The sequence below is a fragment of the Pseudomonas sp. CLCA07 genome, assembly GCF_053615335.1.
The window spans coordinates 2,803,041-2,825,753 of sequence record NZ_CM132131.1 but is presented as its reverse complement, the minus strand read 5'-3'; the positions used below and the strand labels follow the sequence as shown (position 1 = coordinate 2,825,753).

The 22,713-nt window shown below is 60.0% G+C and carries 22 protein-coding genes and 1 other RNA gene; 13 read left to right on the top strand and 10 right to left on the bottom strand.

Features of this window, described 5'->3' with window-relative positions:
* The first annotated feature begins 164 nt into the window (after positions 1-164).
* Positions 165-836: a gamma-glutamylcyclotransferase gene (locus ACWGZX_RS13085; protein ID WP_223517809.1), complete on the top strand. Its 672-nt coding sequence runs from the start codon at positions 165-167 to the stop codon at positions 834-836.
* Here ACWGZX_RS13085 and glpT read toward each other — a convergent pair.
* Both glpT and ACWGZX_RS13075 read right to left on the bottom strand, forming a co-directional pair.
* On the bottom strand, positions 809-2,161 hold the full coding sequence (glpT, locus tag ACWGZX_RS13080; protein WP_452628593.1) for a glycerol-3-phosphate transporter: 1,353 nt from the start codon (positions 2,159-2,161) through the stop codon (positions 809-811). The two genes, ACWGZX_RS13085 and glpT, sit on opposite strands and share 28 nt — an antisense overlap.
* 405 nt (positions 2,162-2,566) lie before the next feature.
* The gene (locus tag ACWGZX_RS13075; protein ID WP_452628592.1) at positions 2,567-3,544 is read right to left on the bottom strand and encodes an NADPH:quinone oxidoreductase family protein; all 978 of its coding nucleotides are present in this window, start codon (positions 3,542-3,544) and stop codon (positions 2,567-2,569) included.
* Between the two features lie 150 nt (positions 3,545-3,694).
* On the opposite strand from ACWGZX_RS13075, the gene ACWGZX_RS13070 reads away from it, so the two are divergent.
* A complete protein-coding gene (locus ACWGZX_RS13070) occupies positions 3,695-4,102 on the top strand; it encodes a flagellar basal body-associated protein FliL (RefSeq protein ID WP_452628591.1) in 408 nt (135 codons plus the stop codon).
* 164 nt (positions 4,103-4,266) lie between these two features.
* Here ACWGZX_RS13070 and ACWGZX_RS13065 read toward each other — a convergent pair whose 3' ends face one another.
* The gene (locus ACWGZX_RS13065; protein WP_452628590.1) at positions 4,267-4,716 is read right to left on the bottom strand and encodes an EVE domain-containing protein; all 450 of its coding nucleotides are present in this window, start codon (positions 4,714-4,716) and stop codon (positions 4,267-4,269) included.
* Between the two features lie 200 nt (positions 4,717-4,916).
* On the opposite strand from ACWGZX_RS13065, the gene ACWGZX_RS13060 reads away from it, so the two are divergent.
* On the top strand, positions 4,917-5,069 hold the full coding sequence (locus ACWGZX_RS13060; RefSeq protein ID WP_007942433.1) for a hypothetical protein: 153 nt from the start codon (positions 4,917-4,919) through the stop codon (positions 5,067-5,069).
* A 35-nt stretch (positions 5,070-5,104) separates the two neighbouring features.
* Here ACWGZX_RS13060 and ACWGZX_RS13055 read toward each other — a convergent pair whose 3' ends face one another.
* The 4 genes from ACWGZX_RS13055 to ACWGZX_RS13040 form a co-directional block, all read right to left on the bottom strand.
* Positions 5,105-5,710, bottom strand: a complete 606-nt coding sequence (locus tag ACWGZX_RS13055) for a 5-formyltetrahydrofolate cyclo-ligase (protein WP_223517824.1) — start codon at positions 5,708-5,710, stop codon at positions 5,105-5,107.
* Positions 5,711-5,796: 86 nt separating this feature from the next.
* A non-coding RNA gene (ssrS, locus tag ACWGZX_RS13050) (6S RNA) lies at positions 5,797-5,975 on the bottom strand.
* Positions 5,976-6,005: 30 nt separating this feature from the next.
* Complete coding sequence (locus ACWGZX_RS13045; protein ID WP_007942435.1) at positions 6,006-6,323, bottom strand: cell division protein ZapA; 318 nt, start codon at positions 6,321-6,323, stop codon at positions 6,006-6,008.
* Positions 6,320-6,529 (bottom strand): TIGR02449 family protein, encoded by a 210-nt coding sequence (locus ACWGZX_RS13040; protein WP_223517825.1) that lies wholly within the window; start codon positions 6,527-6,529, stop codon positions 6,320-6,322. Before ACWGZX_RS13040 ends, ACWGZX_RS13045 begins: the two co-directional genes overlap by 4 nt.
* Positions 6,530-6,655: 126 nt before the next feature.
* Here ACWGZX_RS13040 and ACWGZX_RS13035 point away from each other — a divergent pair, with 126 nt between their 5' ends.
* From ACWGZX_RS13035 to gcvH, 9 genes are all read left to right on the top strand, one after another.
* Complete coding sequence (locus tag ACWGZX_RS13035; protein ID WP_223517826.1) at positions 6,656-7,216, top strand: YecA/YgfB family protein; 561 nt, start codon at positions 6,656-6,658, stop codon at positions 7,214-7,216.
* A gap of 27 nt (positions 7,217-7,243) precedes the next feature.
* The gene (gene pepP / locus ACWGZX_RS13030) at positions 7,244-8,578 is read left to right on the top strand and encodes a Xaa-Pro aminopeptidase (RefSeq protein ID WP_452628589.1); all 1,335 of its coding nucleotides are present in this window, start codon (positions 7,244-7,246) and stop codon (positions 8,576-8,578) included.
* The gene (gene ubiH, locus ACWGZX_RS13025; RefSeq protein WP_452628588.1) at positions 8,575-9,762 is read left to right on the top strand and encodes a 2-octaprenyl-6-methoxyphenyl hydroxylase; all 1,188 of its coding nucleotides are present in this window, start codon (positions 8,575-8,577) and stop codon (positions 9,760-9,762) included. The genes pepP and ubiH overlap by 4 nt, the downstream gene beginning before the upstream one ends.
* The gene (locus tag ACWGZX_RS13020; protein ID WP_452628587.1) at positions 9,755-10,240 is read left to right on the top strand and encodes a DUF4442 domain-containing protein; all 486 of its coding nucleotides are present in this window, start codon (positions 9,755-9,757) and stop codon (positions 10,238-10,240) included. The genes ubiH and ACWGZX_RS13020 overlap by 8 nt, the downstream gene beginning before the upstream one ends.
* A gap of 9 nt (positions 10,241-10,249) precedes the next feature.
* A complete protein-coding gene (locus ACWGZX_RS13015; protein ID WP_452629010.1) occupies positions 10,250-11,467 on the top strand; it encodes a 2-octaprenyl-3-methyl-6-methoxy-1,4-benzoquinol hydroxylase in 1,218 nt (405 codons plus the stop codon).
* A 253-nt stretch (positions 11,468-11,720) separates the two neighbouring features.
* The gene (locus ACWGZX_RS13010; protein ID WP_452628586.1) at positions 11,721-12,722 is read left to right on the top strand and encodes an extracellular solute-binding protein; all 1,002 of its coding nucleotides are present in this window, start codon (positions 11,721-11,723) and stop codon (positions 12,720-12,722) included.
* Between the two features lie 113 nt (positions 12,723-12,835).
* A complete protein-coding gene (locus ACWGZX_RS13005; protein ID WP_452628585.1) occupies positions 12,836-14,452 on the top strand; it encodes an ABC transporter permease in 1,617 nt (538 codons plus the stop codon).
* A gap of 156 nt (positions 14,453-14,608) precedes the next feature.
* Positions 14,609-15,691: a glycine cleavage system aminomethyltransferase GcvT gene (gene gcvT / locus ACWGZX_RS13000; RefSeq protein ID WP_452628584.1), complete on the top strand. Its 1,083-nt coding sequence runs from the start codon at positions 14,609-14,611 to the stop codon at positions 15,689-15,691.
* Between the two features lie 50 nt (positions 15,692-15,741).
* Positions 15,742-16,125, top strand: a complete 384-nt coding sequence (gene gcvH, locus ACWGZX_RS12995) for a glycine cleavage system protein GcvH (protein WP_452628583.1) — start codon at positions 15,742-15,744, stop codon at positions 16,123-16,125.
* Positions 16,126-16,211: 86 nt separating this feature from the next.
* Here the strand turns inward: gcvH and ACWGZX_RS12990 are convergent, their stop codons facing one another.
* Positions 16,212-17,351: a DegT/DnrJ/EryC1/StrS family aminotransferase gene (locus ACWGZX_RS12990; RefSeq protein WP_452628582.1), complete on the bottom strand. Its 1,140-nt coding sequence runs from the start codon at positions 17,349-17,351 to the stop codon at positions 16,212-16,214.
* A gap of 153 nt (positions 17,352-17,504) precedes the next feature.
* On the opposite strand from ACWGZX_RS12990, the gene gcvP reads away from it, so the two are divergent.
* Positions 17,505-20,378, top strand: a complete 2,874-nt coding sequence (gene gcvP, locus ACWGZX_RS12985; protein ID WP_452628581.1) for an aminomethyl-transferring glycine dehydrogenase — start codon at positions 17,505-17,507, stop codon at positions 20,376-20,378.
* 153 nt (positions 20,379-20,531) lie between these two features.
* Here the strand turns inward: gcvP and ACWGZX_RS12980 are convergent, their stop codons facing one another.
* Complete coding sequence (locus tag ACWGZX_RS12980; RefSeq protein ID WP_452628580.1) at positions 20,532-20,852, bottom strand: DUF2388 domain-containing protein; 321 nt, start codon at positions 20,850-20,852, stop codon at positions 20,532-20,534.
* Between the two features lie 72 nt (positions 20,853-20,924).
* Positions 20,925-22,709 carry a GspE/PulE family protein gene (locus ACWGZX_RS12975; RefSeq protein WP_452628579.1) on the bottom strand — a complete coding sequence of 595 codons (1,785 nt, stop codon included), beginning with the start codon at positions 22,707-22,709 and terminating at the stop codon, positions 20,925-20,927.
* Between the last annotated feature and the right edge of the window lie 4 nt (positions 22,710-22,713).

The window sequence follows — 22,713 nt, the reverse complement described above, 5'->3', positions numbered from 1 at the left end:
TTTATAAATTTATATAAATGCCGGTAGGTTATATCTCGTTAGGGCAATAATTTAATAACTGTGCCATGGCACCTAAATTGCCTTAAAACTTATGTGCCTTATTGTTACAGCGGTGCGTTCTATTAAGTAATTCATTACACGCGGGGAGCTGAACGCTAATCGCCATGAGCGCCATTGAATCGGCTTTTTTGAATCTGGCTTACCCTCCGCGGCTCGACTTGGGGCCGCAGCTTACGCACGAGCAGTTGCTCGGCTCGATGCAGTCAACCATGGCGCGCCACAAGGGCGGGCCTGTCTGGTTGTTCGCTTACGGTTCATTGATCTGGCGTCCAGAGTGCACGGCGGTAGAGCGCGTTCGCGGTCGGGTGCATGGTTATCATCGCGGTTTGTACCTGTGGTCTCACGAGCATCGCGGCACACCGGAAATGCCTGGCCTGGTTTTTGGTCTGGATCGCGGTGGTTCTTGCAGCGGCTTCGCTTATCGCTTGCCCGAAGAACAACTTGAAGCCTCGCTTTACGCGCTGTGGCAGCGTGAAATGCCCGTCCCCTCCTATCGCCCACACTGGCTCAACTGCCGTCTCGAAGACGGAAACCAGGTTCAGGCATTGGGATTTGTCCTGGAGCGACACCTGCCCAGCTATGCCGGCAACTTGCCGGATCATGTGCTGAGCCAAGTGTTCGAAAGCGCTTGCGGGCGGTATGGCACCACTCGCGATTATGTGGAGCAGACGGCGCATGCCCTGCGTAGCCACGCCATGCCAGACCGAAATCTGGAGGCGCGGCTCAAACGCTGCAAGTCAAAGTCCGATCAGGCGATCGCTGCTTCGCGGGTCTGACTGGCGGTTTGTTTGTGCCCCAGCGTCGGTGCCAGGAAGGCCATCGCCAGCAAACAAGCGACGACTAACAGGATAAAACCGCCATCCCAGCCGAAGTAGTCCACGGTGTAACCCATCAGGGCACTGGCCGCGACTGAACCGCCCAGATAACCGAACAGGCCGGTAAAGCCAGCCGCTGTGCCTGCGGCTTTCTTCGGCACCAGTTCCAGTGCTTGCAAGCCGACCAGCATCACCGGGCCGTAGATCAGGAAGCCGATAGCGAACAGTGAAATCATGTCGACCATCGGGTTGCCCGGCGGATTCAGCCAGTAGACGATTGTCGCGACGGTCACCAGCGCCATGAACACCATGCCGGTCAGGCCACGGTTGCCGCGGAAGATCTTGTCCGACATCCAGCCGCATAACAGCGTGCCGGGAATGCCTGCCCACTCGTACAGGAAGTAAGCCCACGACGTCTTGTCGAAGTCGAAGTGTTTGACCTCTTTGAGGTAGGTCGGCGCCCAATCCAGAATGCCGTAGCGCAGCAGGTAGACGAAGACGTTGGCCAGGGCGATGAACCAAAGCATTTTGTTGCGCAGCACGTATTTGACGAAGATGTCCTTGGCGCTGAATTCTTCTTCGTGGCTGGCGTCGTAGCCTTCCGGGTAATCGTTTTTGTACTTCTCAATGGGTGGCAGGCCCGTCGATTGCGGTGTATCGCGCATCACAATGAAGGCAAACACGGCGACCAGCAGCGCCACGGCGGCAGGTACATAGAACTTGCTGTGCCAGTCGTTGAACCAGCCCATGCCAAGAATCGCCAACGGGCCGATCAAGCCACCGCCCACGTTATGCGCGGTGTTCCACACCGACACCACCTGGCCGCGCTCTTTCTGCGACCACCAATGCACCATGGTCCGCCCGCTCGGCGGCCAGCCCATGCCTTGCGCCCAGCCGTTGATGAACAACAGGATGAACATCATGGTCACGCTGGACGTCGCCCAAGGTGCGAAACCGAACACGAACATGACCCCGGCGGATACCACCAGGCCAAAAGGCAGAAAGTAACGCGGGTTTGAGCGGTCGGACACAATGCCCATCAGAAACTTGGACAGGCCATAGGCGATCGCAATCGCCGACATGGCCACACCCAGCTGACCCTTTGTGTAGCCTTGGGCAATCAGGTCCGGGAACGCCAGGGTGAAGTTCTTGCGCAGCAGGTAATAACCCGCATACCCAATGAAAATCCCGGCGAAGATCTGCCAGCGAAGGCGTTTGTACGTGTCGTCTATTTTTTCTTCAGGCAGTGGAGCCTGATGTGCGGCAGGGCGAAAGAAAGCAAACATTCAATAGCTCCAGATTTCTTGTTTTGACTGCGGATGCGAATGTTACAGTTTCGTTACCGAAAATAGCACTGGTTCGTATTGGCCAAAGAGCGGAAATATGGGCAATCGTGTGTTCCTTTATGAACATGTCGTACAGGCATAAGTGAAGGGCGGTGCGGGAAACGTCCATCGCAGCCCTTAAAGACGCATTGCGCTCCGGAGTAGGACGTAGCTTTGGGAAATATCCTGCGTTGGAATGGGAAGTCGAGGCGTCCTGTTTTGGGGGGCCGAGCCCTGACCTTTGTGCGAGGCCAGGTCCGGCATTTCAGTGGCGAGGGGGGGGGCATTGCCGGAGGATGTTCGGAAGTTGTTTTAGTCTCGGCCAATAAAAACGCGGTCTGGACAACCCAGACCGCATTTTCAGGTTCAGCGAACCTGAACCACCACTTTCCCGACCGCCTTGCGCTGGCCAAGATCATTGATCGCCTGCGCGGCATTGCTCAGCGGATACACCTGCGACACCAACGGCTTCAACTTGCCCTCGGCAAACCAGCCAAACAACTGCTGGAAGTTCGCCGCGTTGTCTTGAGGCTGGCGTTGGGCAAAGGCACCCCAGAACACACCGACCACGGCGGCGCCTTTGAGCAGCGCCAGGTTCACCGCAAATTCCGGAATGCGTCCACTGGCGAAGCCGACCACCAGCAGGCGGCCGTTCCAGGCGATGGCGCGCACGGCCTGGTCAAACAGGTCGCCGCCGACCGGGTCGTAGATCACGTCGGCGCCCTGGCCGTCGGTCAGGCGTTTGATCTCGTCCTTGAGGCTGGTTTCACTGTAGTTGATCAGCTCATCGGCGCCGGCAGCCTTGGCCACCGCAAGTTTTTCGGCACTGCTGGCGGCGGCGATCACGCGGGCGCCCATGGCTTTGCCGATTTCCACGGCGGCCAGGCCCACACCGCCGGAAGCACCGAGCACCAGCAGGGTTTCGCCGGGTTGCAGGTTGCCGCGCTGCTTGAGGGCATGCATTGAGGTGCCATAGGTCATGCTGAAAGCGGCGGCGGTGTTGAAGTCCATCGACGGTGGGATCGGCAGTACGTTGTAGCCCGGTACGGCAACCTGTTCGGCGAAGCTGCCCCAGCCGGTCAGCGCCATGACTCGATCACCGACCTTGAGGTGGCTGACCTTTTCGCCCACTTCGCTAACCACGCCAGCCGCTTCACCGCCCGGAGAGAACGGAAAGGGTGGCTTGAACTGGTATTTGCCCTCGATGATCAGCGTGTCCGGGAAATTGACCCCGGCGGCGTGCACGTCCAGCAGGATTTCATTCTTCTTGGCGACAGGGCTGGCGACGTCTTCCAGCACCAGCGATTCGGCAGGGCCGAAGGCTTTGCACAGCACGGCTTTCATCAGGGCTATTCCTTTGGGAGTGATGGCCGATAAGTGTAAGTGTGTGAGTCGATGGGTCAACGAGCATGCCCGACCCTGATAGTCAGCCATAAGCTTGTGCTTGAGCGGCGGGTCGTTATGCTTGGCCGCAAACCGGATAAGGAGCGAATTGTGAAAGCGTGGATCATGTTGTTGCTGGCCCTGTCTCTGCCTGTGGCAGCGATGGCCGAAGAAGCTAAAGAAGGTGAAGCTCCGAAGGTCAATTACATCACCCTGAGCCCGCCGTTCGTGGGCAACTATGGGCTGGACGGTACGCCCAAACTCAAGGTGTACAAGGCTGATGTGGCCTTGCGCGTGACCGGTGAGGATGCAACCAAAGCGGTGAAGGCCAACGAGCCGCTGATCCGCAATCAGCTGGTGGCGTTGTTTGCTCAGCAGACGACCGAGACGATGAGCAACGTTGAAGCCAAGGAAAAACTGCGGCAGGAAGCCCTGAAGCAGACTCAGCAGGTAATGAACGACGAAACCGGCAAACCGGTGGTTGAGGATTTGTTGTTCAATAACCTCATTATCCAGTAATGATGGATCCTGTAGGAGCATGGCTTGCCAGCGATAGCGATCTCAAGGGCGCCATCGCCGGCAAGCCGTGCTCCTACAAAAGGCGCAATTTCAAGGACGCCATCGCCGGCAAGCCGTGCTCCTACAAAAGCGCCTCAGCAAGTAACGGCCATTAAAAAAACATTTCAGCGCAGCGCTATAACCGCCGCCCACTGCTCAGCCGTAACCGGCATCACCGACAATCTCGAACCTTTCTGCACCAACGGCATCTCCGCCAACGCGGTCTGCTGCTTCAAGTAATCCAGCTTCAGCACCCTGGAAAACGTCTCGATATGCGCAACATCAATCGCGCTCCAGGCATTTTTCTCGGCAGTGGCCTTCGGGTCGAAGTAATGACTCTCAGGCTCCAGCGCCGTCGGGTCCGGGTACGCGGCTTCGACAATCTTGCCGATCCCGGCAATTCCCGGCTCCGGGCAGCTGGAGTGATAAAAGAAAAACTCGTCACCAACCGCCATGGCCCGCAAAAAGTTACGTGCCTGATAGTTGCGAACCCCATCCCAGCGCGCTCGGCCAAGCTTCTCCAGGCCTTTGATTGAGAGTTCGTCGGGCTCGGATTTCATCAGCCAATAGGCCATGGATTTTGCTCCTTGCGAGATGAGTGGAGAGGTTGTCAGGTCATTTTATGACAAACCGACAGTCGGTTGACGCCAGCGTTTGCGTGTCAGTTCTCGTTGTCGCAAAATGCCGGCCTTCTTAGCTTGACGCTGCTGCACGGCCTACACCTACAACGGAACCGCTGCTGTCATCGTGTTGATGTGCCTTTGGGGGGCAATCGATGAAACGCAAACCGGATTTACTATGGATTTTGGTTATTTTGTTCGGCCTCGGCGTCGTAACCACCGGTTATGCCCAAAGCCTGTGGAACAACAAGACTGACGCGCCGATCGAAATCGCTCAGCAACAACAGCCGTCGGCCTTCAAGCGCTAAACCTGTCTTTTGGACGCCGCTGATGGCAGTGGCGTCTAGTCTGCGAAATACCACGCCTTGTCTGTTACCGTTCCTTGCAACGGCACATCCCAGCTCGCCTGAGCCAATCGTTCGACTTTCTGACATTCATGGGCCAGCCCCAACAGCGTCGGCTTGCGCCAGGTTTTGCGGCGCGCCAGATAGGCCAGGCTTCGGTCATAGAACCCTCCGCCCATTCCGAGCCGCCCGCCGACATCGTCAAATCCCACCAATGGCAACAGCACGAGATCCAACGTCCAAACCTTGCGTTGTCGGGCAAGGTTGGCTCGGGGTTCGAGAATACGGAAACGGTTGGGTTGGAGCTTTTCGCCCGGGCGAATTCGCTGGAATACCATTTTGGTTCGCGGCCAGGCACTGAGCACCGGCAAATACGTCGCCTTGCCCCGGCGTTGAGCGGCGCGCAGCAGTACGCGCGGGTCGATTTCACCGTCGGTCGGCAGGTACAGGGAGATGTGTTTGGCGCGGCGAAACAACGGTTGTTGAGCCAATTGCTTGTACAGCCCGCGAGCAGCCTGGCGCTGCTGACTGGGGGTCAGTGCGCGGCGGGCCTTGCGCAGCATGCGTCGAAGTAGCGGGCGGGGAAGCAGCGCAAGTTCGGTCATGGATTCAGGCTTCAACAGGACGAATACGTAAAGCGTACCCGTAAAAAAGCCGATGCCGGTAATTAAACCGGCATCGGACTGGAATCAGGCTCCCCGGATGAACCGCTGCTGACTTAGCCCTTGAACCCGAAAGTTCAAGGTGGAAGATGCAGTAGGCTTTAAGGCTTTCCGTCTAGCGGACATGCACACCAGCCCAACGTGCAGCCTCCAGGGTAGTGCGAATCGGCTCAGGGACGTGGTCAACTGGCAAGCACCCCAGGGAGTGTTGCGAGTATAACCCAAGCGGTTCGACGAATCAGCCCTTGGTGACGTCCGGATCGGTGGCGAGCACCAGATCGACGCGGTCCAGCAGGTCGCGGACCTGTTCGCGAGTCGAGCCGCTGGCTTGTACGTCCGGCCTTTCTTCCTTGTGCAGCAGGTCGTGCGTGATGTTCAGCGCGGCCATTACTGCAATGCGGTCGGCGCCGATGACTTTGCCGCTGCTGCGGATTTCGCGCATCTTGCCGTCCAGGTAGCGGGCGGCGCTCACCAGGTTGCTGCGTTCTTCCTGGGGGCAAATGATCGAATATTCTTTGTCGAGGATCTGCACGGTGACGCTATTGCTTGAACTCATGAGTCTTGCTCCAGGGCCTTGAGGCGCGAAATCATCGATTCGACCTTACGCCGGGCGATTTCGTTTTTTTCAATGAGGTGTGCGCGTTCCTCGCGCCAGGTCTTTTCCTGAGCTAGTAAGAGTCCGTTTTGACTCTTTAGTTGCTCGACTCGACTAATCAGCAGTTCGAGTCTGGCCATCAGCGCTTGCAGGTCGGTGTCGTCCATAGTGTCCACATAGAGAGTCTGATGGGTGGTAACTGGCGGACAGCCTTTAATAGTCTTGGCGAGTCTGTCGATGTAGGATACAAGGCCTTCATTCTAGACATAGCGCCGTCTGGCGCCTAGCTGCCCATGACCATTCAGAATTCCCCGTACCAAGCCTTCGCCACCCTGCTGACTTCCAGCGGTCATAACGTCTCGCCTGCCGAACTGCATGGCCTGTTGCTCGGCCGCAGTTGCGCCGGTGCCGGCTTCGATGCCGAAGGCTGGCTGGTCGATGCCGCCGAGTTGCTCGAAAACGAACCGCAGGACAACGTCCGCAACGCCTTGATCGGCTTGCAGGCGATGGTCAAGGGCGAGCTCACTGGCGACGACGTGACCGTCGTTCTGCTGCTGCCGACCGACGACGCACCGCTGGCTGAGCGTGCCGTCGCACTGGGCCAATGGTGCCAGGGCTTCCTCAGCGGTTTCGGCTTGAACTGCCGGGACAGCAGCATGCTCAGCACCGAGGCCACCGAAGTGCTGCAGGACCTGGCGGCGATTTCTCAGGTGCAAGATGCCCTGGAAGAGTCCGAAGACGGCGAAAGCGATTACATGGAAGTCATGGAGTACCTGCGCGTCGCTCCGCTTCTGCTGTTCTCCGAAACCAAAAAAGCGGACGTGCCACCAGCCGCCAAACCGTCTTTGCATTAATCGCGTGCCAGGAAAAGCCATCTGCCCATGATTCATATCCCGAAATCGGAATACAGCCGTCGCCGCAAGGCCTTGATGGCGCAGATGGAACCCAACAGCATCGCGATCCTGCCCGCCGCCGCGGTTGCCATCCGCAACCGCGACGTCGAGCACGTCTATCGTCAAGACAGCGACTTTCAGTACCTCAGCGGTTTCCCCGAGCCTCAGGCGGTTCTCGTATTGATGCCGGGGCGTGTGCATGGCGAATACATCCTGTTCTGCCGTGAACGCAATGCCGAGCGAGAGTTGTGGGACGGTTTGCGCGCCGGCCAGGAAGGCGCGATTCGCGACTTCGGTGCCGACGACGCCTTTCCCATCACTGACATCGACGACATCCTGCCGGGCCTGATTGAAGGTCGCGACCGGGTGTATTCGGCCATGGGCAGCAACCCCGAATTTGACCGGCACCTGATGGACTGGATCAACGTGATCCGCTCTAAGGCACACCTCGGCGCCCAGCCGCCAAACGAATTTGTTGCCCTGGATCACCTGCTTCACGACATGCGCCTGTATAAATCGGCGGCAGAAGTGAAGGTAATGCGCGAAGCCGCACGGATTTCCGCCCAGGCGCACATCCGCGCGATGCAAGCCAGCCGGGTCGGGCTGCACGAGTTCAGCCTCGAAGCCGAGCTCGATTACGAGTTCCGCAAGGGCGGCGCGAAAATGCCAGCCTACGGTTCAATCGTCGCCGCCGGGCGCAATAGCTGCATCCTGCATTACCAGCAGAATGACGCGGTGCTCAAGGACGGCGATCTGGTGCTGATCGACGCCGGTTGCGAGATTGACTGCTACGCCAGCGACATCACCCGCACCTGGCCGGTCAACGGCAAGTATTCACTGGAACAGAAAGCGATCTACGAGTTGGTGCTGGCGTCGCAAGAAGCCGCGTTTGCCGAAATCGCCCCGAACAAACACTGGAATCAGGCGCACGAAGCCACGGTCCGGGTGATCACCACCGGCCTGGTGAAGCTGGGTCTGTTGCAGGGCGACGTCGACGAATTGATCGCCAGCGAAGCCTATAAAGCCTTTTACATGCACCGCGCCGGCCACTGGCTGGGGATGGATGTGCATGACGTCGGTGAATACAAGGTCGGCGGCGAATGGCGTGTGCTGGAAGTCGGCATGGCGCTGACTGTTGAACCAGGGATCTACATTTCCCCGAACAACCAGAACGTGGCGAAGAAATGGCGCGGCATTGGCGTGCGCATCGAGGACGACGTGGTGGTGACCAAGACCGGTTGTGAAATATTGACCCAAGGCGTGCCGAAAACGGTCGCCGAGATCGAGGCCTTGATGGCGCAAGCGCGGACACAAGCAGCATGAGCCGGGTCAATCTGGCGATCATCGGTGGCGGCCTGGTCGGCGCCAGTCTGGCGTTGGCGTTGCAGGCCGGGGCCAAGGCTCGCGGCTGGAAGATCGTCCTGATCGAGCCATTCGCCCCGGGCGATACGTATCAGCCGAGCTACGACGCTCGCTCCTCGGCCCTGTCCTACGGCGCCAAACAGATTTATCAACGGTTGGGCGTATGGCAGGAAATCTCCCGCCGCGCCGAGCCGATCAAGCAGATTCATGTGTCCGACCGTGGACGTTTTTCTACCGCCCGGTTATCGGCGATGGAGGAGGGCGTTCCGGCGCTGGGTTATGTGGTGGAAAACGCCTGGCTCGGCCAATGCCTCTGGCAAGGTCTGGACAAGGACGTGGTCACCTGGCGTTGCCCGGCGGAAGTCACGCGTATGGAACCGCTGACCGACGGCTACCGCCTGACCCTCAATGACGAAACCACCCTGGAATGCGATCTTGCAGTGCTTGCCGACGGCGGCCGTTCAGGCCTGCGCGAGCAACTGGGGATCGGCATCAAGAAGCGTCCGTACAACCAGAGCGCGCTGATTGCCAACATCACCCCGAGCGAAGCGCACAACGGCATGGCCTTTGAGCGGTTCACTGACGATGGCCCGATGGCGCTGTTGCCGCTGCCGGAAAACCGCTGCGCGCTGGTCTGGACCCGTCTGGGCATGGACGCGCAACGGCTGGCGGCGCTCGATGAAAAGAGCTTCCTCAGTGAGTTGCAGGGTGTGTTTGGTTATCGCCTCGGCACCCTCAAACAGGTCGGCGCGCGGCATCTTTACCCGCTGACGCTGATCGAAGCCGAAGAGCAGGTGCGTCCGCATCTGGCGATTCTCGGCAACGCGGCTCACAGCCTGCACCCGATTGCCGGCCAGGGTTTCAACCTGTCGCTGCGCGATGCCCAGGCCTTGGCCGATGCGCTTTTGGCAAGCGAGACATCGCCCGGCGACTTCGCAACCTTGCAGGCGTACCGCGAGCGCCAACGTCTGGATCAGAACCTGACGGTGGGCTTTTCCGATCAGGTCACCCGCTTGTTCGGCAGCACCCAGCCGCTGGTGTCGCTGGGGCGCAACCTCGGCTTGCTGGGGCTCGATCTGTTGCCGCCGGCCAAGCGCTGGTTCGCCCGGCAGGCCATGGGGTTGGGTACGCGTCCCGATGCTTAAGTGGCTAACGAACACGTTTGGCAAAGCGCGATTGATGCGTTGGTTCATGTCCTTTTACCCGCCGTACCTGGGCGCCGGGGTTCGGGTGCGGCACATCAGCGATGACTTTCGCGACGTCACGGTGTCCATGGGCCTGAGCTGGTACAACCGCAATTACGTGGGCACCCAGTTTGGCGGCAGCCTGTATTCGATGGTCGATCCGTTCTACATGCTGATGCTGATGGAAAACCTCGGACGTCATTACATCGTCTGGGACAAAGCCGCCGACATCGATTTCATTTCGCCGGGCAAAGGCCCGGTGTTCGCCAACTTCCGGATCGATGAGACCTTGCTCGACGAGATCCGTCGGCAAACGGCCGATGGCGAAAAATACCTGCCGCAATTGCAGGTCGATATTCACGACGGCGCCGGCACCTTGGTGGCGCGGGTCGAAAAAACCCTTTACGTGCGGCTCAAGCCGCAAGCGAGACAGGCTTAAAGCATGGACATGCGCGCAGATCTGCTGATTGTCGGGGCCGGAATGGTCGGCAGCGCCTTGGCGCTGGCGTTGCAGGACAGCGGGCTGGAAGTCCTGTTGCTGGACGGCAGCCCCCTGAGCGTCAAACCCTTCGATGGCCAGGCGCCGTTCGAACCGCGGGTGAGCGCCTTGTCGGCAGCCAGCCAGCGGATTCTCGAACGCCTGGGCGTGTGGGACGGCATCACCAAGCGACGCAGCAGTCCTTACACCGACATGCACGTCTGGGATGGCAGTGGCACCGGGCAGATCCATTTCTCGGCTGCCAGCGTGCATGCCGAGGTGCTTGGGCACATTGTCGAGAACCGTGTGGTTCAAGATGCTTTGCTCGACCGTCTGCACGACTGCGACTTGGGAATGTTGGCCAATGCGCGTCTGGAACAGATGCGCCGCTCGGGCGATGACTGGCTGCTGACCCTGGCCGACGGCCGTACGTTGCGCGCACCGTTGGTGATTGCGGCGGACGGCGCCAACTCGGCCGTTCGGCGTCTGACCGGCATGGCGACGCGCGAGTGGGACTATATGCACCACGCGATTGTCACCAGCGTGCGCAGCTCCAAAGCGCATCAAATGACGGCCTGGCAGCGCTTCACCGACAACGGTCCATTGGCGTTTTTGCCGCTGGAGCGCGATGGTCAGCAGGATTGGTGTTCGATCGTCTGGTCAACGACGCCGTGTGAAGCCGAACGCCTGATGGCGCTGGACGACGACGGCTTCTGCCGCGAGCTGGAACGCGCTTTTGAAGGCCGACTCGGTACCGTGCTCAGTGCCGACCCGCGTCTGTGCGTGCCGCTTCGTCAGCGTCACGCCAAGCGTTATGTGGCCGAAGGCCTGGCGCTGATCGGCGACGCGGCACACACCATTCACCCGCTGGCCGGGCAGGGTGTGAACCTCGGTTTTCTCGATGCCGCTGTATTGGCTGAAGTGCTGCTGCAAGCGTTGGCCCGTGGCGAACAGTTGGCGGATGTGAAGGTGCTGAGCCGTTACGAACGGCGGCGCATGCCCCACAATCTGGCGCTGATGGCGGCGATGGAAGGGTTTGAGCGGTTGTTTCAGGCTGATCCGCTGCCGGTGCGCTGGTTGCGTAATGCCGGGTTGAAGATGGTTGAGCAGATGCCTGAGGCCAAGGCGTTGTTTGTGCGTGAGGCGCTGGGGTTGACTGGTGATTTGCCGGCGCTGGCCAAGGCCTGAAGCGAGCATGGCCCTGTGGCGAGGGGGCTTGCCCCCGTTGGACTGCGAAGCAGCCCCAGCAATCCTCAAAACTAAAATGTGTCAACCGAATTGCGACCGCTTCGCGCTCGAACGGGGGCAAGCCCCCTCGCCGCAATAACCAGCACCATCGGCAGTGCAACATCTGGTAACTCCTCCGCAAACTGATCGATTGAGATGCTAAATGTGATTCCTTATCATTTGCCCTCACTTTTTCAATCGAGAGATCGCTCCCATGTTGCCGAAGCGTCTACTGACCGCACTCGCCCTGACCCTGATTGGCAGCACCGCCGCCCAGGCCGCTGACGAGGTGGTGGTTTACTCCTCGCGTATCGACGAGCTGATCAAACCGGTCTTCGATGCCTACACCGCCAAAACCGGAGTGAAGGTGAAGTTCATCACCGACAAGGAAGCGCCGTTGATGCAGCGGATCAAGGCCGAGGGCGAGAACGCCACCGCCGACCTGTTGCTGACAGTCGATGCCGGTAACCTTTGGCAAGCCGAGCAAATGGGCATCCTGCAACCGTTCACCTCCCAAGTGATCGACGCCAACATTCCGCTGCAATACCGCGCGTCCTCCCATGCCTGGACCGGCCTGAGCCTGCGGGCGCGGACCATCGCTTACTCCCCGGATCGAGTGAAGCCGGGCGAGCTGACCACCTATGAAGCACTGGCCGACAAGAACTGGGAAGGACGCCTGTGCCTGCGCACGGCGAAGAAGGTCTACAACCAGTCCCTGACCGCCACCATGATCGAAACCCACGGCGCCGAAAAAACCGAGAAGATCCTCAAGGGCTGGGTGAGCAACCTGTCCACCGACGTGTTCTCGGATGACGTCGCGGTACTGGAAGCGATCAATGCGGGTCAATGCGATGTGGGCATCGTCAACACGTACTACTACGGTCGCCTGCACAAGCAAAAACCCGACCTGGGCGTGAAGCTGTTCTGGCCGAACCAGGCTGATCGCGGTGTGCACGTCAACCTGTCGGGTATTGGCCTGACCAAACACGCTCCTCACCCGGAAGCGGCCAAGGCGCTGGTGGAATGGATGACCACCCCTGAAGCGCAGAAAATCTTCGCTGATGTGAATCAGGAATTCCCGGCCAACCCGGTGGTAGCGCCTTCGGAAGAAGTCGCGGCCTGGGGCAAGTTCGTTGCCGATACCTTGCCGGTGGAAGTGGCGGGCAAGCGTCAGGCTGAAGCGATCCGCATGATGGATCGCGCTGGCTGGAACTGACACTACTGCCTTTGTGGCGAGTGACTCACCTGTGGCGAGGGGGCAAGCCCCCTCGCCACAAAGTAAGATCGCTGGCTTCTCGGCCAGTGGCCCACATTTTCTAGAGAACCCTCTTGGCTCACCCCGCCCAACGCCGCTGGTATCCCTTGGTCTTCGCCATCGCTGCGCTGGTCTTGTTGCCCCTCAGTGTTTTACTGCTGTCATGGCAAACCATCGATCAACAGATCTGGTCCCACCTCTGGGACACGCAGATGCCGCGTCTTTTGGGCAATACGCTGACCCTGATACTCGGCGTCGGCATCGGCGTTTCCCTGCTGGGCGTCAGTCTTGCCTGGCTCACCAGCCTCTGTGAGTTTCCTGGTCGGCGCTGGCTGGACTGGGCGTTGATGCTGCCGTTTGCGATTCCGGCCTACGTGCTGGCGTTTGTCTTCGTCGGTTTGCTGGATTTCGCCGGCCCCGTGCAAACCCTGATGCGCGAATGGTTTGGCAGCGGCCTGAGGCTGCCGCGCGTGCGCTCCACCGGCGGTGTCATCCTCGTGCTGGTGCTGGTTTTCTATCCCTACGTGTATCTCCTGGCCCGCACCGCGTTCCTCGCTCAGGGCAAAGGCCTGATGGAAGCGGCTCGGGTTCTCGGTCAGTCCCCGTGGCAGGCGTTCTGGCGAGTGGCGTTGCCAATGGCTCGCCCGGCCATCGGCGCGGGGGTGGCGTTGGCATTGATGGAAACCCTGGCCGATTTCGGTGCGGTGTCGGTGTTCAACTTCGACACGTTCACCACCGCCATCTACAAAACCTGGTACGGATTTTTCAGCCTTTCCACGGCAGCACAACTGGCCAGCCTGTTGCTGTTGGTGGTGATGGTGGTGCTGTACGGCGAGCGTCGTGCTCGCGGGGCCAACCGCGCGAGCAACGAGCGGCCGCGGGTCAAGGCGCTGTATCACCTGCGCGGGGTCAAGGCGCTGGCGGCGATGAGCTGGTGCGGCTTGGTGTTCGCCTGTGCGTTCGTCATCCCGGTGCTGCAACTGGTGGTGTGGTTTTGGCAGCGTGGGCGTTTCGACCTGGACGAACGTTACACCGGGCTGATCCTTCATACCTTGTACCTGGGCGGCATGGCGGCATTGATTACAGTCAGCGTTGCTTTGGTACTGGCCTTTGCCCGACGCTTGGCACCCACCCGAGCGATCCGCTCCGGCATTGGCCTGGCGAATCTCGGCTACGCTTTACCGGGATCGGTGTTGGCGGTCGCGATCATGTTGGCGTTCAGTTACCTGGATCGCGAGCTGGTCATCCCGTTGTCCGGCTGGCTCGGTGGCGCCGGCAAACCCTTGCTGCTGGGCAGTCTGTCGGCGTTGTTGCTGGCCTATCTGGTGCGGTTTATCGCGGTGGCTTATGGGCCACTGGAAAGCAGCCTGGCGCGTATACGGCCATCTTTGCCCGAAGCAGCACGTAGCCTTGGCGTGAGTGGGCCACGGCTTTTTTTCAAGGTGTATCTGCCATTGTTGTTGCCGGGTACGTTGAGCGCCGCGTTGCTGGTGTTTGTTGATGTGCTCAAGGAAATGCCCGCGACCCTGCTGATGCGCCCGTTTGGCTGGGACACGCTGGCTGTTCGGATCTTTGAAATGACCAGTGAAGGTGAGTGGGCGAGGGCGTCTTTGCCGGCACTGACCCTGGTATTAGTCGGGCTGTTACCGGTCATCGGATTGATTCGACGATCGGCACATCGAAACAGCTAGGTGCCAGTCCTACACCTTGCGGCTACAATGCGCGGCATTCGGTGCGGTCCGTCTGACAGACCCGGTGGCTGAAATCGGCTGGAAGCCTTCTACTTCAAGGTTTTCACCCCGTGCAGCACCTGTCCGCACCCTCGCCACGCCCGGAAGGAGAAACCCATGGGACAGCGTACGCCTCTGTATGACCTTCATCTCGCCCTCGGCGCGAAGATGGTCGATTTTGGCGGTTGGGATATGCCTCTGCATTACGGCTCGCAGGTCGAGGAACACCATCAGGTGCGCCGCGATTGCGGGGTTTTCGATGTATCCCACATGACCGTGATCGATGTCAGCGGCCCTCAGGCCAAGGCCTGGCTCCAGCATTTGCTGGCCAATGACGTCGAACGTCTGCACAGCCCTGGCCGTGCCTTGTACAGCACCATGCTCAACGAGCGCGGCGGCATCGTCGACGACATGATCGTCTACCGTCTCGACGAAGGTTATCGGCTGGTGGTCAACGCCTCCACCCGTAATCAGGACCTGGCCTGGATGCAGGCTCACCTCGATGGTTTCAAGGTGCGGCTCAACGAGCGCTCCGAATTGGCGATGCTGGCTATTCAAGGTCCTGAGGCCCGGCACAAAATCTCCGAACTGGTGACCCAGTCCCGCGGCAACCTGATCCAGATGCTCAAGCCCTTCGAAGGCCAGGCCGATGGTGACTGGTTCATCGCGCGCACGGGTTACACCGGCGAAGATGGCCTGGAAATCGTGCTGCCGGCCAATCAAGCGCCAGGATTCTTCAACGATCTGGTGGGCGCGGGCATCTCGCCGATCGGCCTCGGGGCGCGCGATACTCTGCGCGTCGAAGCCGGCATGAACCTGTACGGCCAGGACATCCATCAAGATGTTTCACCGCTGGCCTCCAACATGGCCTGGAGCATTGCCTGGGAGCCGGCCACTCGCCAGTTCATCGGGCGTACGGCCCTGGAAGCCGAACGGGCCGGTGGCGTGCAGCACAAACTGGTGGGGCTGGTCCTTGAGGAGCGAGGGGTTTTGCGCGCTCATCAAGTGGTCCGTATCGCCAATGTTGGCGAAGGGGAGATCACCAGTGGTAGTTTCTCTCCTACGCTAAGCAAGTCGATAGCACTGGCGCGCGTGCCAATGGCAACTGCCGACCGCGCAGAAGTGGAAATCCGTGGCAAGTGGTACCCGGTCCGAGTGGTCAAGCCGACCTTCGTACGCCACGGCAAAACCTTGATCTAACCTTTTTTGGCGGACTAAAACCGCTGACATTTTTCTTGAGGACACAGAACATGAGCGATATTCCTGCCGACCTGCGTTTTGCCGAAAGTCACGAATGGGCCCGCCTGGAAGCCGACGGCACCGTCACCGTGGGCATTAGCGATCACGCGCAGGAAGCGCTGGGTGATGTGGTGTTTGTGGAGCTGACTGAAGTTGGCAACGTGTTTGCTGCCGAAGATCAAGCCGGTGTAGTGGAGTCGGTTAAAGCCGCCTCCGATATCTACTCCCCGGTTGCCGGTGAAGTGATTGCGGTCAACGAAGAATTGAGCGCCAACCCGGAATTGCTCAACACCGACCCGTACGGCGCCTGGATCTTCAAGCTCAAGCCAAGCAACACGGCTGACCTGGAAAAGCTGCTCGACGCGGCAGGCTATAAAGCCGCTATCGGCGAATAACGTTGCTCTTGTAGGAGCATGGCTTGCCAGCGATGGCGTCCCCGAAAACGCCATCGCGGGCAAGCCGTGCTCCTACAAGGAACGATTCAAGGCTTTAGAACGGCCTTGACCGCCGCCACCGAACGCTCGACATCCGCTTTGCTCATGGCCGTGAACATCGGCAACGAGACAATCAGGCGTCCGACCCGCTCGGCGACCGGGAACATGCCTTCCTTGAAACCGCGCTCGCGGTAAAGGCTCAGCAAGTGAATCGGCGGGTAGTGATAGCCGATACCGACGCCCAATGCCTGCATCTGCTCCATGAAGGTCGCCCGTGCCGGCTGGCCATCCCTGCGCTCCGGCAACACCAGTTGGAACAAATGCCAGTTGCTGTTCTCGAAATCCGCCGGGGGCAGTTGAGCCCCGTACAACGATTCGAAATCCTCACCAAAACAAGCGAAATAGTGCCTGGCCAGTTCACGGCGATGAGCAGTGATCGCTTCGATGTGAGCAAACTGCCCAAGACCAATGGCTGCCGCGACGTCGGTCATGTTGAACTTGCCGCCCAGCACATCGACATCCAGACCATCGAAGCCGCTGCGGGTCACACCCTGTAAACGGTACTTCTGCGCCAGTCGCACCTCTTCGGCATTGTTTAGCACCAGACAGCCGCCTTCTGACGAGGTGACGTTTTTGTTTGCCTGGAAACTAAAGGACACGAAATCGCCGGTCGAGCCAATGCGCTGACCGTTCCAGCTGGAGCCCAGCGCCTGGGCTGCATCTTCCAGCACCCGCAGGTTGTACTTCTTCGCCAGTGCGTACAGGCGCGTCATGTCCACCGGCAGCCCGGCGAGAAACACCGGCAGGATGGCTTTGGTGCGCGGGGTGATGGCGGCTTCGAGCTGTGCCAGGTCGATGTTGCGGGTGATCGGATCAATGTCGGCAAACACCGGGGTGGCGCCGACTTCCAGAATGACGTTGGCCGTGGCCACCCAGGAAATCGGCGTGGTGATCACTTCATCGCCCGGTCCGACCCCGGCGACGCGCAAGGCGATTTCCATGGTGCAGGTGCCGGAATTGAAGGTGAGCACCGGGCGTCCGCCAAAATACGCCGAGAGTTGTTGCTCAAAGGCCTGAACCTTGGGGCCGCTGGTAATCCAGCCCGAGCGCAACACGTCGCCGACCGCGGCAATTGTCGCTTCATCGATGGTGGGTTTGGAAAATGGCAGGAAAGGCAGTTGGCTCATAAATACAGGCACCTGATCAGCGGACATTAGGCAGATGCCGAGCATGATGTCCGCAATGGACGTCGGCGCCAAGCCATCCGCTTGGATATCGACTGCTATGCTGGTTTGACCGTATTGCATCGACGCTGAGCGCCAGTCAAAAGAGAGCCCGTCATGTCCAAGTTGCCGTCCTTGAGCCAGTTACGCGACCCCAATGCCTTTCTGCGCCGCCACCTCGGGCCTGATGCCGCCGAGCAGCAAGCGATGCTCGACAGCCTCGGCCTCGGCAGCCGGGTTGAACTGATCGAGCAGACGGTGCCGCCGGGAATCCGGCTGAACAGGCCGCTCGATCTGCCGCCCGCCCTCGACGAAGAAGCCGCGCTGGCCAAATTGCGCAGCTACGCCGAGCAAAACCAGGTCTGGACCAGCCTGATCGGCATGGGCTACCACGGCACCCTCACGCCGACCGTGATTGTGCGCAACGTGCTCGAGAATCCCGGTTGGTACACCGCGTACACGCCTTATCAGCCAGAGATTGCCCAAGGGCGGCTCGAAGCGCTGCTGAACTTCCAGCAACTGACCATCGACCTCACCGGCCTGGAACTGGCCAACGCTTCACTGCTGGATGAGGCCACGGCAGCGGCGGAAGCCATGGCGCTGGCCAAGCGTGTCGCCAAGTCCAAAAGCAATCTGTTCTTCGTCGACGAGCATTGTCATCCGCAGACCATTTCCGTGGTGCAGACCCGGGCCGAAGGGTTCGGGTTCGAGCTGATCATCGATTCAGTGGATAACTTGAAACAACACAAGGTGTTCGGTGCCCTGCTGCAATACCCCGACACCCACGGAGAGATCTGTGATCTTCGGCCGTTGATCGATCACCTGCACGCGCAGCAAGCCCTGGCGTGTGTCGCCACGGACTTGCTGAGCCTGTTATTGCTGACGCCGCCGGGGGAGTTGGGCGCCGATGTGGTCTTCGGCTCATCCCAACGTTTCGGCGTGCCCATGGGCTACGGCGGACCGCACGCGGCGTTTTTTGCCAGCCGCGATGAGTACAAACGGGCGATTCCGGGGCGGATCATTGGCGTGTCCAAGGATGCTCGCGGCAATGTTGCCTTGCGCATGGCCCTGCAAACCCGCGAGCAACATATCCGGCGGGAGAAGGCCAACTCGAACATTTGCACCGCTCAAGTGCTGCTGGCCAACATCGCCAGTTTCTACGCGGTCTACCACGGTCCCGAAGGGCTCAAGCGAATTGCCCAGCGCGTGCACCGCTTGACCTGCATCCTCGCCGCCGGCCTTGAGCGTCGTGGCGTCAGCCGCGTCAACAAACACTATTTCGACACCCTGACCCTGGAGGTCGGTGGCACCCAGACCGCGATCATCGAAAGCGCTCAAGCGGCGCAGATCAATTTACGGATTTTGGGGCGAGGGCAGTTGGGGTTGAGCCTCGACGAAACCTCGGACGAAACCACCGTCGCGAAGTTGTTCGATGTGTTCCTCGGTGCCAATCATGGCCTGAGTGTCGACGAACTGGACGCCGAAAAGCTGGAGTCCGGCATTCCTGACGGGCTGCTACGCACCTCGCCTTATCTGCGCCACCCCGTGTTCAATGTGCACCACAGCGAAACCGAAATGCTGCGCTACCTCAAGCAACTGGAGAACAAGGACCTTGCCCTCAACCAGTCCATGATCCCGCTGGGCTCCTGCACCATGAAGCTCAATGCCACCAGCGAGATGATCCCCATCACTTGGCCGCAGTTCGCCAACCTGCACCCGTTTGTGCCGAAGGATCAGGCCATGGGTTATTCGCTGATGATCGAAGAACTTGAACGCTGGCTCTGCGCGATCACCGGTTTCGATGCGATTTGCATGCAACCCAACTCCGGCGCTCAGGGCGAATACGCCGGGTTGCTGGCGATCCGCAAATACCACGAGAGCCGTCATCAAGGGGCGCGGGACATTTGCCTGATTCCGTCCTCGGCCCACGGCACCAATCCGGCCTCGGCACAGATGGCCGGGATGCGCGTGGTCATTGTCGAGTGCGACGATGCAGGCAACGTTGATCTGGATGACCTCAAGCAAAAAGCCTCGGAGGCGGGGGACAAACTCGCCTGTCTGATGGCGACGTATCCGTCGACCCACGGCGTCTACGAGGAAGGCATCAGCGAGATCTGTGAAGTCATCCACAGCCACGGTGGTCAGGTGTATATGGATGGCGCCAACCTCAACGCGCAGGTCGGACTGGCACGTCCGGCGGACATTGGCGCCGACGTTTCGCACATGAACCTGCACAAGACGTTCTGCATTCCCCATGGCGGCGGCGGGCCGGGCATGGGGCCGATTGGTGTGCGGGCGCACCTCGCGCCGTTCGTGGCCAATCACCCGGTGGTGCCCATCGACGGACCTTTGCCGCAGAACGGCGCAGTGAGCGCGGCGCCTTGGGGTAGCGCGAGCATTCTGCCGATCAGCTGGATGTACATCGCGATGATGGGGCCGCAACTGGCGGACGCCAGCGAAGTGGCGATCCTCGCCGCGAACTACCTGGCGCAGCATTTATCCGGGGCGTTTCCGGTGCTCTACACCGGGCGCAACGAGCGGGTGGCTCACGAATGCATTCTCGATCTGCGACCGCTGAAAGTGCTGACCGGCATCAGCGAAGAAGACGTTGCCAAGCGCCTGATGGATTACGGTTTCCATGCGCCCACCATGTCGTTTCCCGTGCCGGGGACCTTGATGGTCGAGCCGACCGAAAGTGAATCGAAGGCAGAGCTGGACCGGTTTATCGGGGCGATGCTGAGTATCCGGGCGGAAATCAGTGAGGTGGAAAACGGCAATTGGCCGGCCGAGGACAACCCGCTGAAGCGTTCGCCACACACATTGGCGGACATCACCGGGGTATGGGAGCGGCCGTACAGCATGGAGCAGGCGGTGACGCCGGATGCGCATACCAAGCTGCACAAATACTGGCCGGTGGTGAACCGGGTGGATAATGTCTACGGCGATAGAAACCTGTTTTGCGCGTGTGTCCCGGTCGACGATTACCGCTGAAATCTCGCCGCACACCTAACCCCTGTAGGAGCACGGCTTGCCGGCGATGGCGATCTTAAGGACGCCATCGCCGACAAGCCGTGCTCCTACAGGGGATTTGTGTTCGGAAATAAAAATGCCGCTCAGTTGAGCGGCATTTTGGTATCTGCGAACTTACTGCGAAGCGACCGCATTCTTCGCCAGAATCGCATTCGCCAGTTCCATGTCCGTGGCCTGCAGGCCCGGGTTGTCGGCGCGGACTTTCTGCATTGCCGCTTCCAGGTAAGGGCCGCGAATGCCGCCGTCACTGGCGACGAAGCTGCTGGCATCGTCCTGGGCGGCGACGACCATTTTGTTGTCCTTGGACGTCAGGTAGGTCGAGGCGGTGGTTGCACCGGAGGTGAGGACATTTTGCCAAAAGCTATCATCGGCCATCGCGCTACCGACTGGAAGAGACAGCAGCGCGACGGTGGCGACAGCAAGTTTGAAACGCATGATGGGTGACTCCACTGGGTTAACTGCGGCGTTGGATAGCCAACCCCCAATCGAGTTCCATGGCGAGCGCGTTTACTTTTGCTCGCTCTGCGGCGTCACTCGCAGTACCTCTTCAATGGTGGTCAAACCCGCAGCGACTTTCTGGGCTCCGGATAGCCGCAAGCTGCGCATGCCTTCCTTGAACGCCTGACGCCGGATCGCCAGCAAGTCGGTGTCCGGATTGATCAACGCCTTGACGCCGTCAGTCAGCTGCATGATTTCGTAAACCCCGGCGCGGCCGTGATAGCCGGTGTCGCGACATTCCAGGCAGCCGATGGCACGTTGGGCATTAGTGGGCAGGGGGGCTTGCCAGGGTTTGGTCAGGGTTTGCCAATCCTCTTCACCCAACGTCAGCGGCGTCTTGCAATGGGGGCACAAGGTGCGCACCAGGCGCTGGGCCATAACGCCGAGCACGGTGGCTTTGATCAGGTAGTGCGGCACACCGAGTTCCAGCAGGCGACTGATCGCGCTCGGCGCGTCGTTGGTGTGCAATGTCGAGAGCACCAAGTGGCCGGTGAGCGCTGCCTGAATCGCCATTTCGGCGGTTTCGAGGTCGCGAATCTCGCCGATCATGATGATGTCCGGGTCTTGTCGCATCAGCGCGCGCACGCCGGCGGCGAAGGTCAGGTCGATGTTGTGCTGGACCTGCATCTGGTTAAACGCGGACTCGACCATTTCAATCGGGTCTTCGATGGTGCAGAGGTTGACCTCCGGCGTCGCCAGTTTCTTTAGCGTGGTGTACAGCGTGGTGGTTTTGCCCGAACCGGTCGGCCCGGTGACCAGAATGATGCCGTTGGGTTGACGGATCATGTCCTGCCAGCGGCGCAAGTCTTCGGCGGAAAAGCCTAGCTGGTCGAAATCCTTGAGCAGGACTTCCGGGTCGAAGATCCGCATGACCATTTTTTCGCCGAATGCCGTCGGTAACGTCGACAGCCGCAGCTCGACCTCACCGCCGTCCGGGGTCTTGGTTTTCACCCGGCCGTCCTGGGGTTTGCGCTTTTCCGCGACGTTCATCCGCCCGAGGCTCTTGAGGCGACTGACGATGGCCATGGTCACCTGTGGCGGGAATTGATAGACGTTATGCAACACGCCGTCGATGCGAAAACGCACCGTGCCTTGCTCGCGTCGGGGTTCGATGTGGATATCGCTGGCGCGCTGCTGGAAGGCGTACTGAAACAGCCAGTCAACGATGTTGACGATGTGCGCGTCATTGGCGTCCGGCTCCTGGTCGCTGGCGCCGAGGTTGAGCAGCTGCTCGAAGTTGCCCAGGGTGCTGGTCTGCTGATCGGCGCTGGTCGCGCCGCTGACCGATTTGGCCAAGCGGAAAAACTCGACGCTAAAGCGCTGGATGTCGACAGGGTTGGCCACCACCCGTTTGATCGGCAGCTTCAACACGTGGGTCAGGTCGGCTTCCCAGCCTTTGACGTAGGGCTGGGCGCTGGCCACGGTCACCGCCTCGCGGTCGATAGCCACCGCGAGAATCTTGTGGCGCTGGGCAAAGGCGTAGGACATCAGCGGCGTAATGGCCGCGACGTTGATTTTCAGCGGATCGATGCGCAAGTAAGGCTGGCCGGCCTGTTGCGACAGCCACAGGGTCAGGCTTTCCAGGTCCAGGTGTTTACCGGGACGGCTGAGATCGTCGAGGTGTTGGCTGGCAATGAATTCCAGCGGGTGCAGCTGGCCATTGGTGGTGTGGCGGCGGCGAGCATTGAGCGCGTGCTCGGCCGAGTCATGGCTGATAAAGCCTTGGGCGACCAGTTCGCGCAGCAAATCATTGAGATCCAGCCAGCGGTCCTGAATGGCAAGTTGAACGGACATGCGG

Bases quoted from the DNA above. Each gene is read 5' to 3' on its own strand.
- gcvT (WP_452628584.1), top strand. From the start codon at position 14,609: ATGGGACAGCGTACGCCTCTGTATGACCTTCATCTCGCCCTCGGCGCG.
- ACWGZX_RS13060 (WP_007942433.1), top strand. From the start codon at position 4,917: ATGAAACGCAAACCGGATTTACTATGGATTTTGGTTATTTTGTTCGGC.
- gcvH (WP_452628583.1), top strand. From the start codon at position 15,742: ATGAGCGATATTCCTGCCGACCTGCGTTTTGCCGAAAGTCACGAATGG.
- pepP (WP_452628589.1), top strand. From the start codon at position 7,244: ATGATTCATATCCCGAAATCGGAATACAGCCGTCGCCGCAAGGCCTTG.
- ACWGZX_RS12990 (WP_452628582.1), bottom strand. From the start codon at position 17,351: ATGAGCCAACTGCCTTTCCTGCCATTTTCCAAACCCACCATCGATGAA.
- ubiH (WP_452628588.1), top strand. From the start codon at position 8,575: ATGAGCCGGGTCAATCTGGCGATCATCGGTGGCGGCCTGGTCGGCGCC.
- ACWGZX_RS13040 (WP_223517825.1), bottom strand. From the start codon at position 6,529: ATGGACGACACCGACCTGCAAGCGCTGATGGCCAGACTCGAACTGCTG.
- ACWGZX_RS13065 (WP_452628590.1), bottom strand. From the start codon at position 4,716: ATGGCCTATTGGCTGATGAAATCCGAGCCCGACGAACTCTCAATCAAA.
- ACWGZX_RS12975 (WP_452628579.1), bottom strand. From the start codon at position 22,709: ATGTCCGTTCAACTTGCCATTCAGGACCGCTGGCTGGATCTCAATGAT.
- ACWGZX_RS13035 (WP_223517826.1), top strand. From the start codon at position 6,656: ATGACCATTCAGAATTCCCCGTACCAAGCCTTCGCCACCCTGCTGACT.
- ACWGZX_RS13015 (WP_452629010.1), top strand. From the start codon at position 10,250: ATGCGCGCAGATCTGCTGATTGTCGGGGCCGGAATGGTCGGCAGCGCC.
- ACWGZX_RS13075 (WP_452628592.1), bottom strand. From the start codon at position 3,544: ATGAAAGCCGTGCTGTGCAAAGCCTTCGGCCCTGCCGAATCGCTGGTG.
- ACWGZX_RS13055 (WP_223517824.1), bottom strand. From the start codon at position 5,710: ATGACCGAACTTGCGCTGCTTCCCCGCCCGCTACTTCGACGCATGCTG.
- glpT (WP_452628593.1), bottom strand. From the start codon at position 2,161: ATGTTTGCTTTCTTTCGCCCTGCCGCACATCAGGCTCCACTGCCTGAA.
- ACWGZX_RS12980 (WP_452628580.1), bottom strand. From the start codon at position 20,852: ATGCGTTTCAAACTTGCTGTCGCCACCGTCGCGCTGCTGTCTCTTCCA.
- ACWGZX_RS13020 (WP_452628587.1), top strand. From the start codon at position 9,755: ATGCTTAAGTGGCTAACGAACACGTTTGGCAAAGCGCGATTGATGCGT.
- gcvP (WP_452628581.1), top strand. From the start codon at position 17,505: ATGTCCAAGTTGCCGTCCTTGAGCCAGTTACGCGACCCCAATGCCTTT.
- ACWGZX_RS13010 (WP_452628586.1), top strand. From the start codon at position 11,721: ATGTTGCCGAAGCGTCTACTGACCGCACTCGCCCTGACCCTGATTGGC.
- ACWGZX_RS13045 (WP_007942435.1), bottom strand. From the start codon at position 6,323: ATGAGTTCAAGCAATAGCGTCACCGTGCAGATCCTCGACAAAGAATAT.
- ACWGZX_RS13085 (WP_223517809.1), top strand. From the start codon at position 165: ATGAGCGCCATTGAATCGGCTTTTTTGAATCTGGCTTACCCTCCGCGG.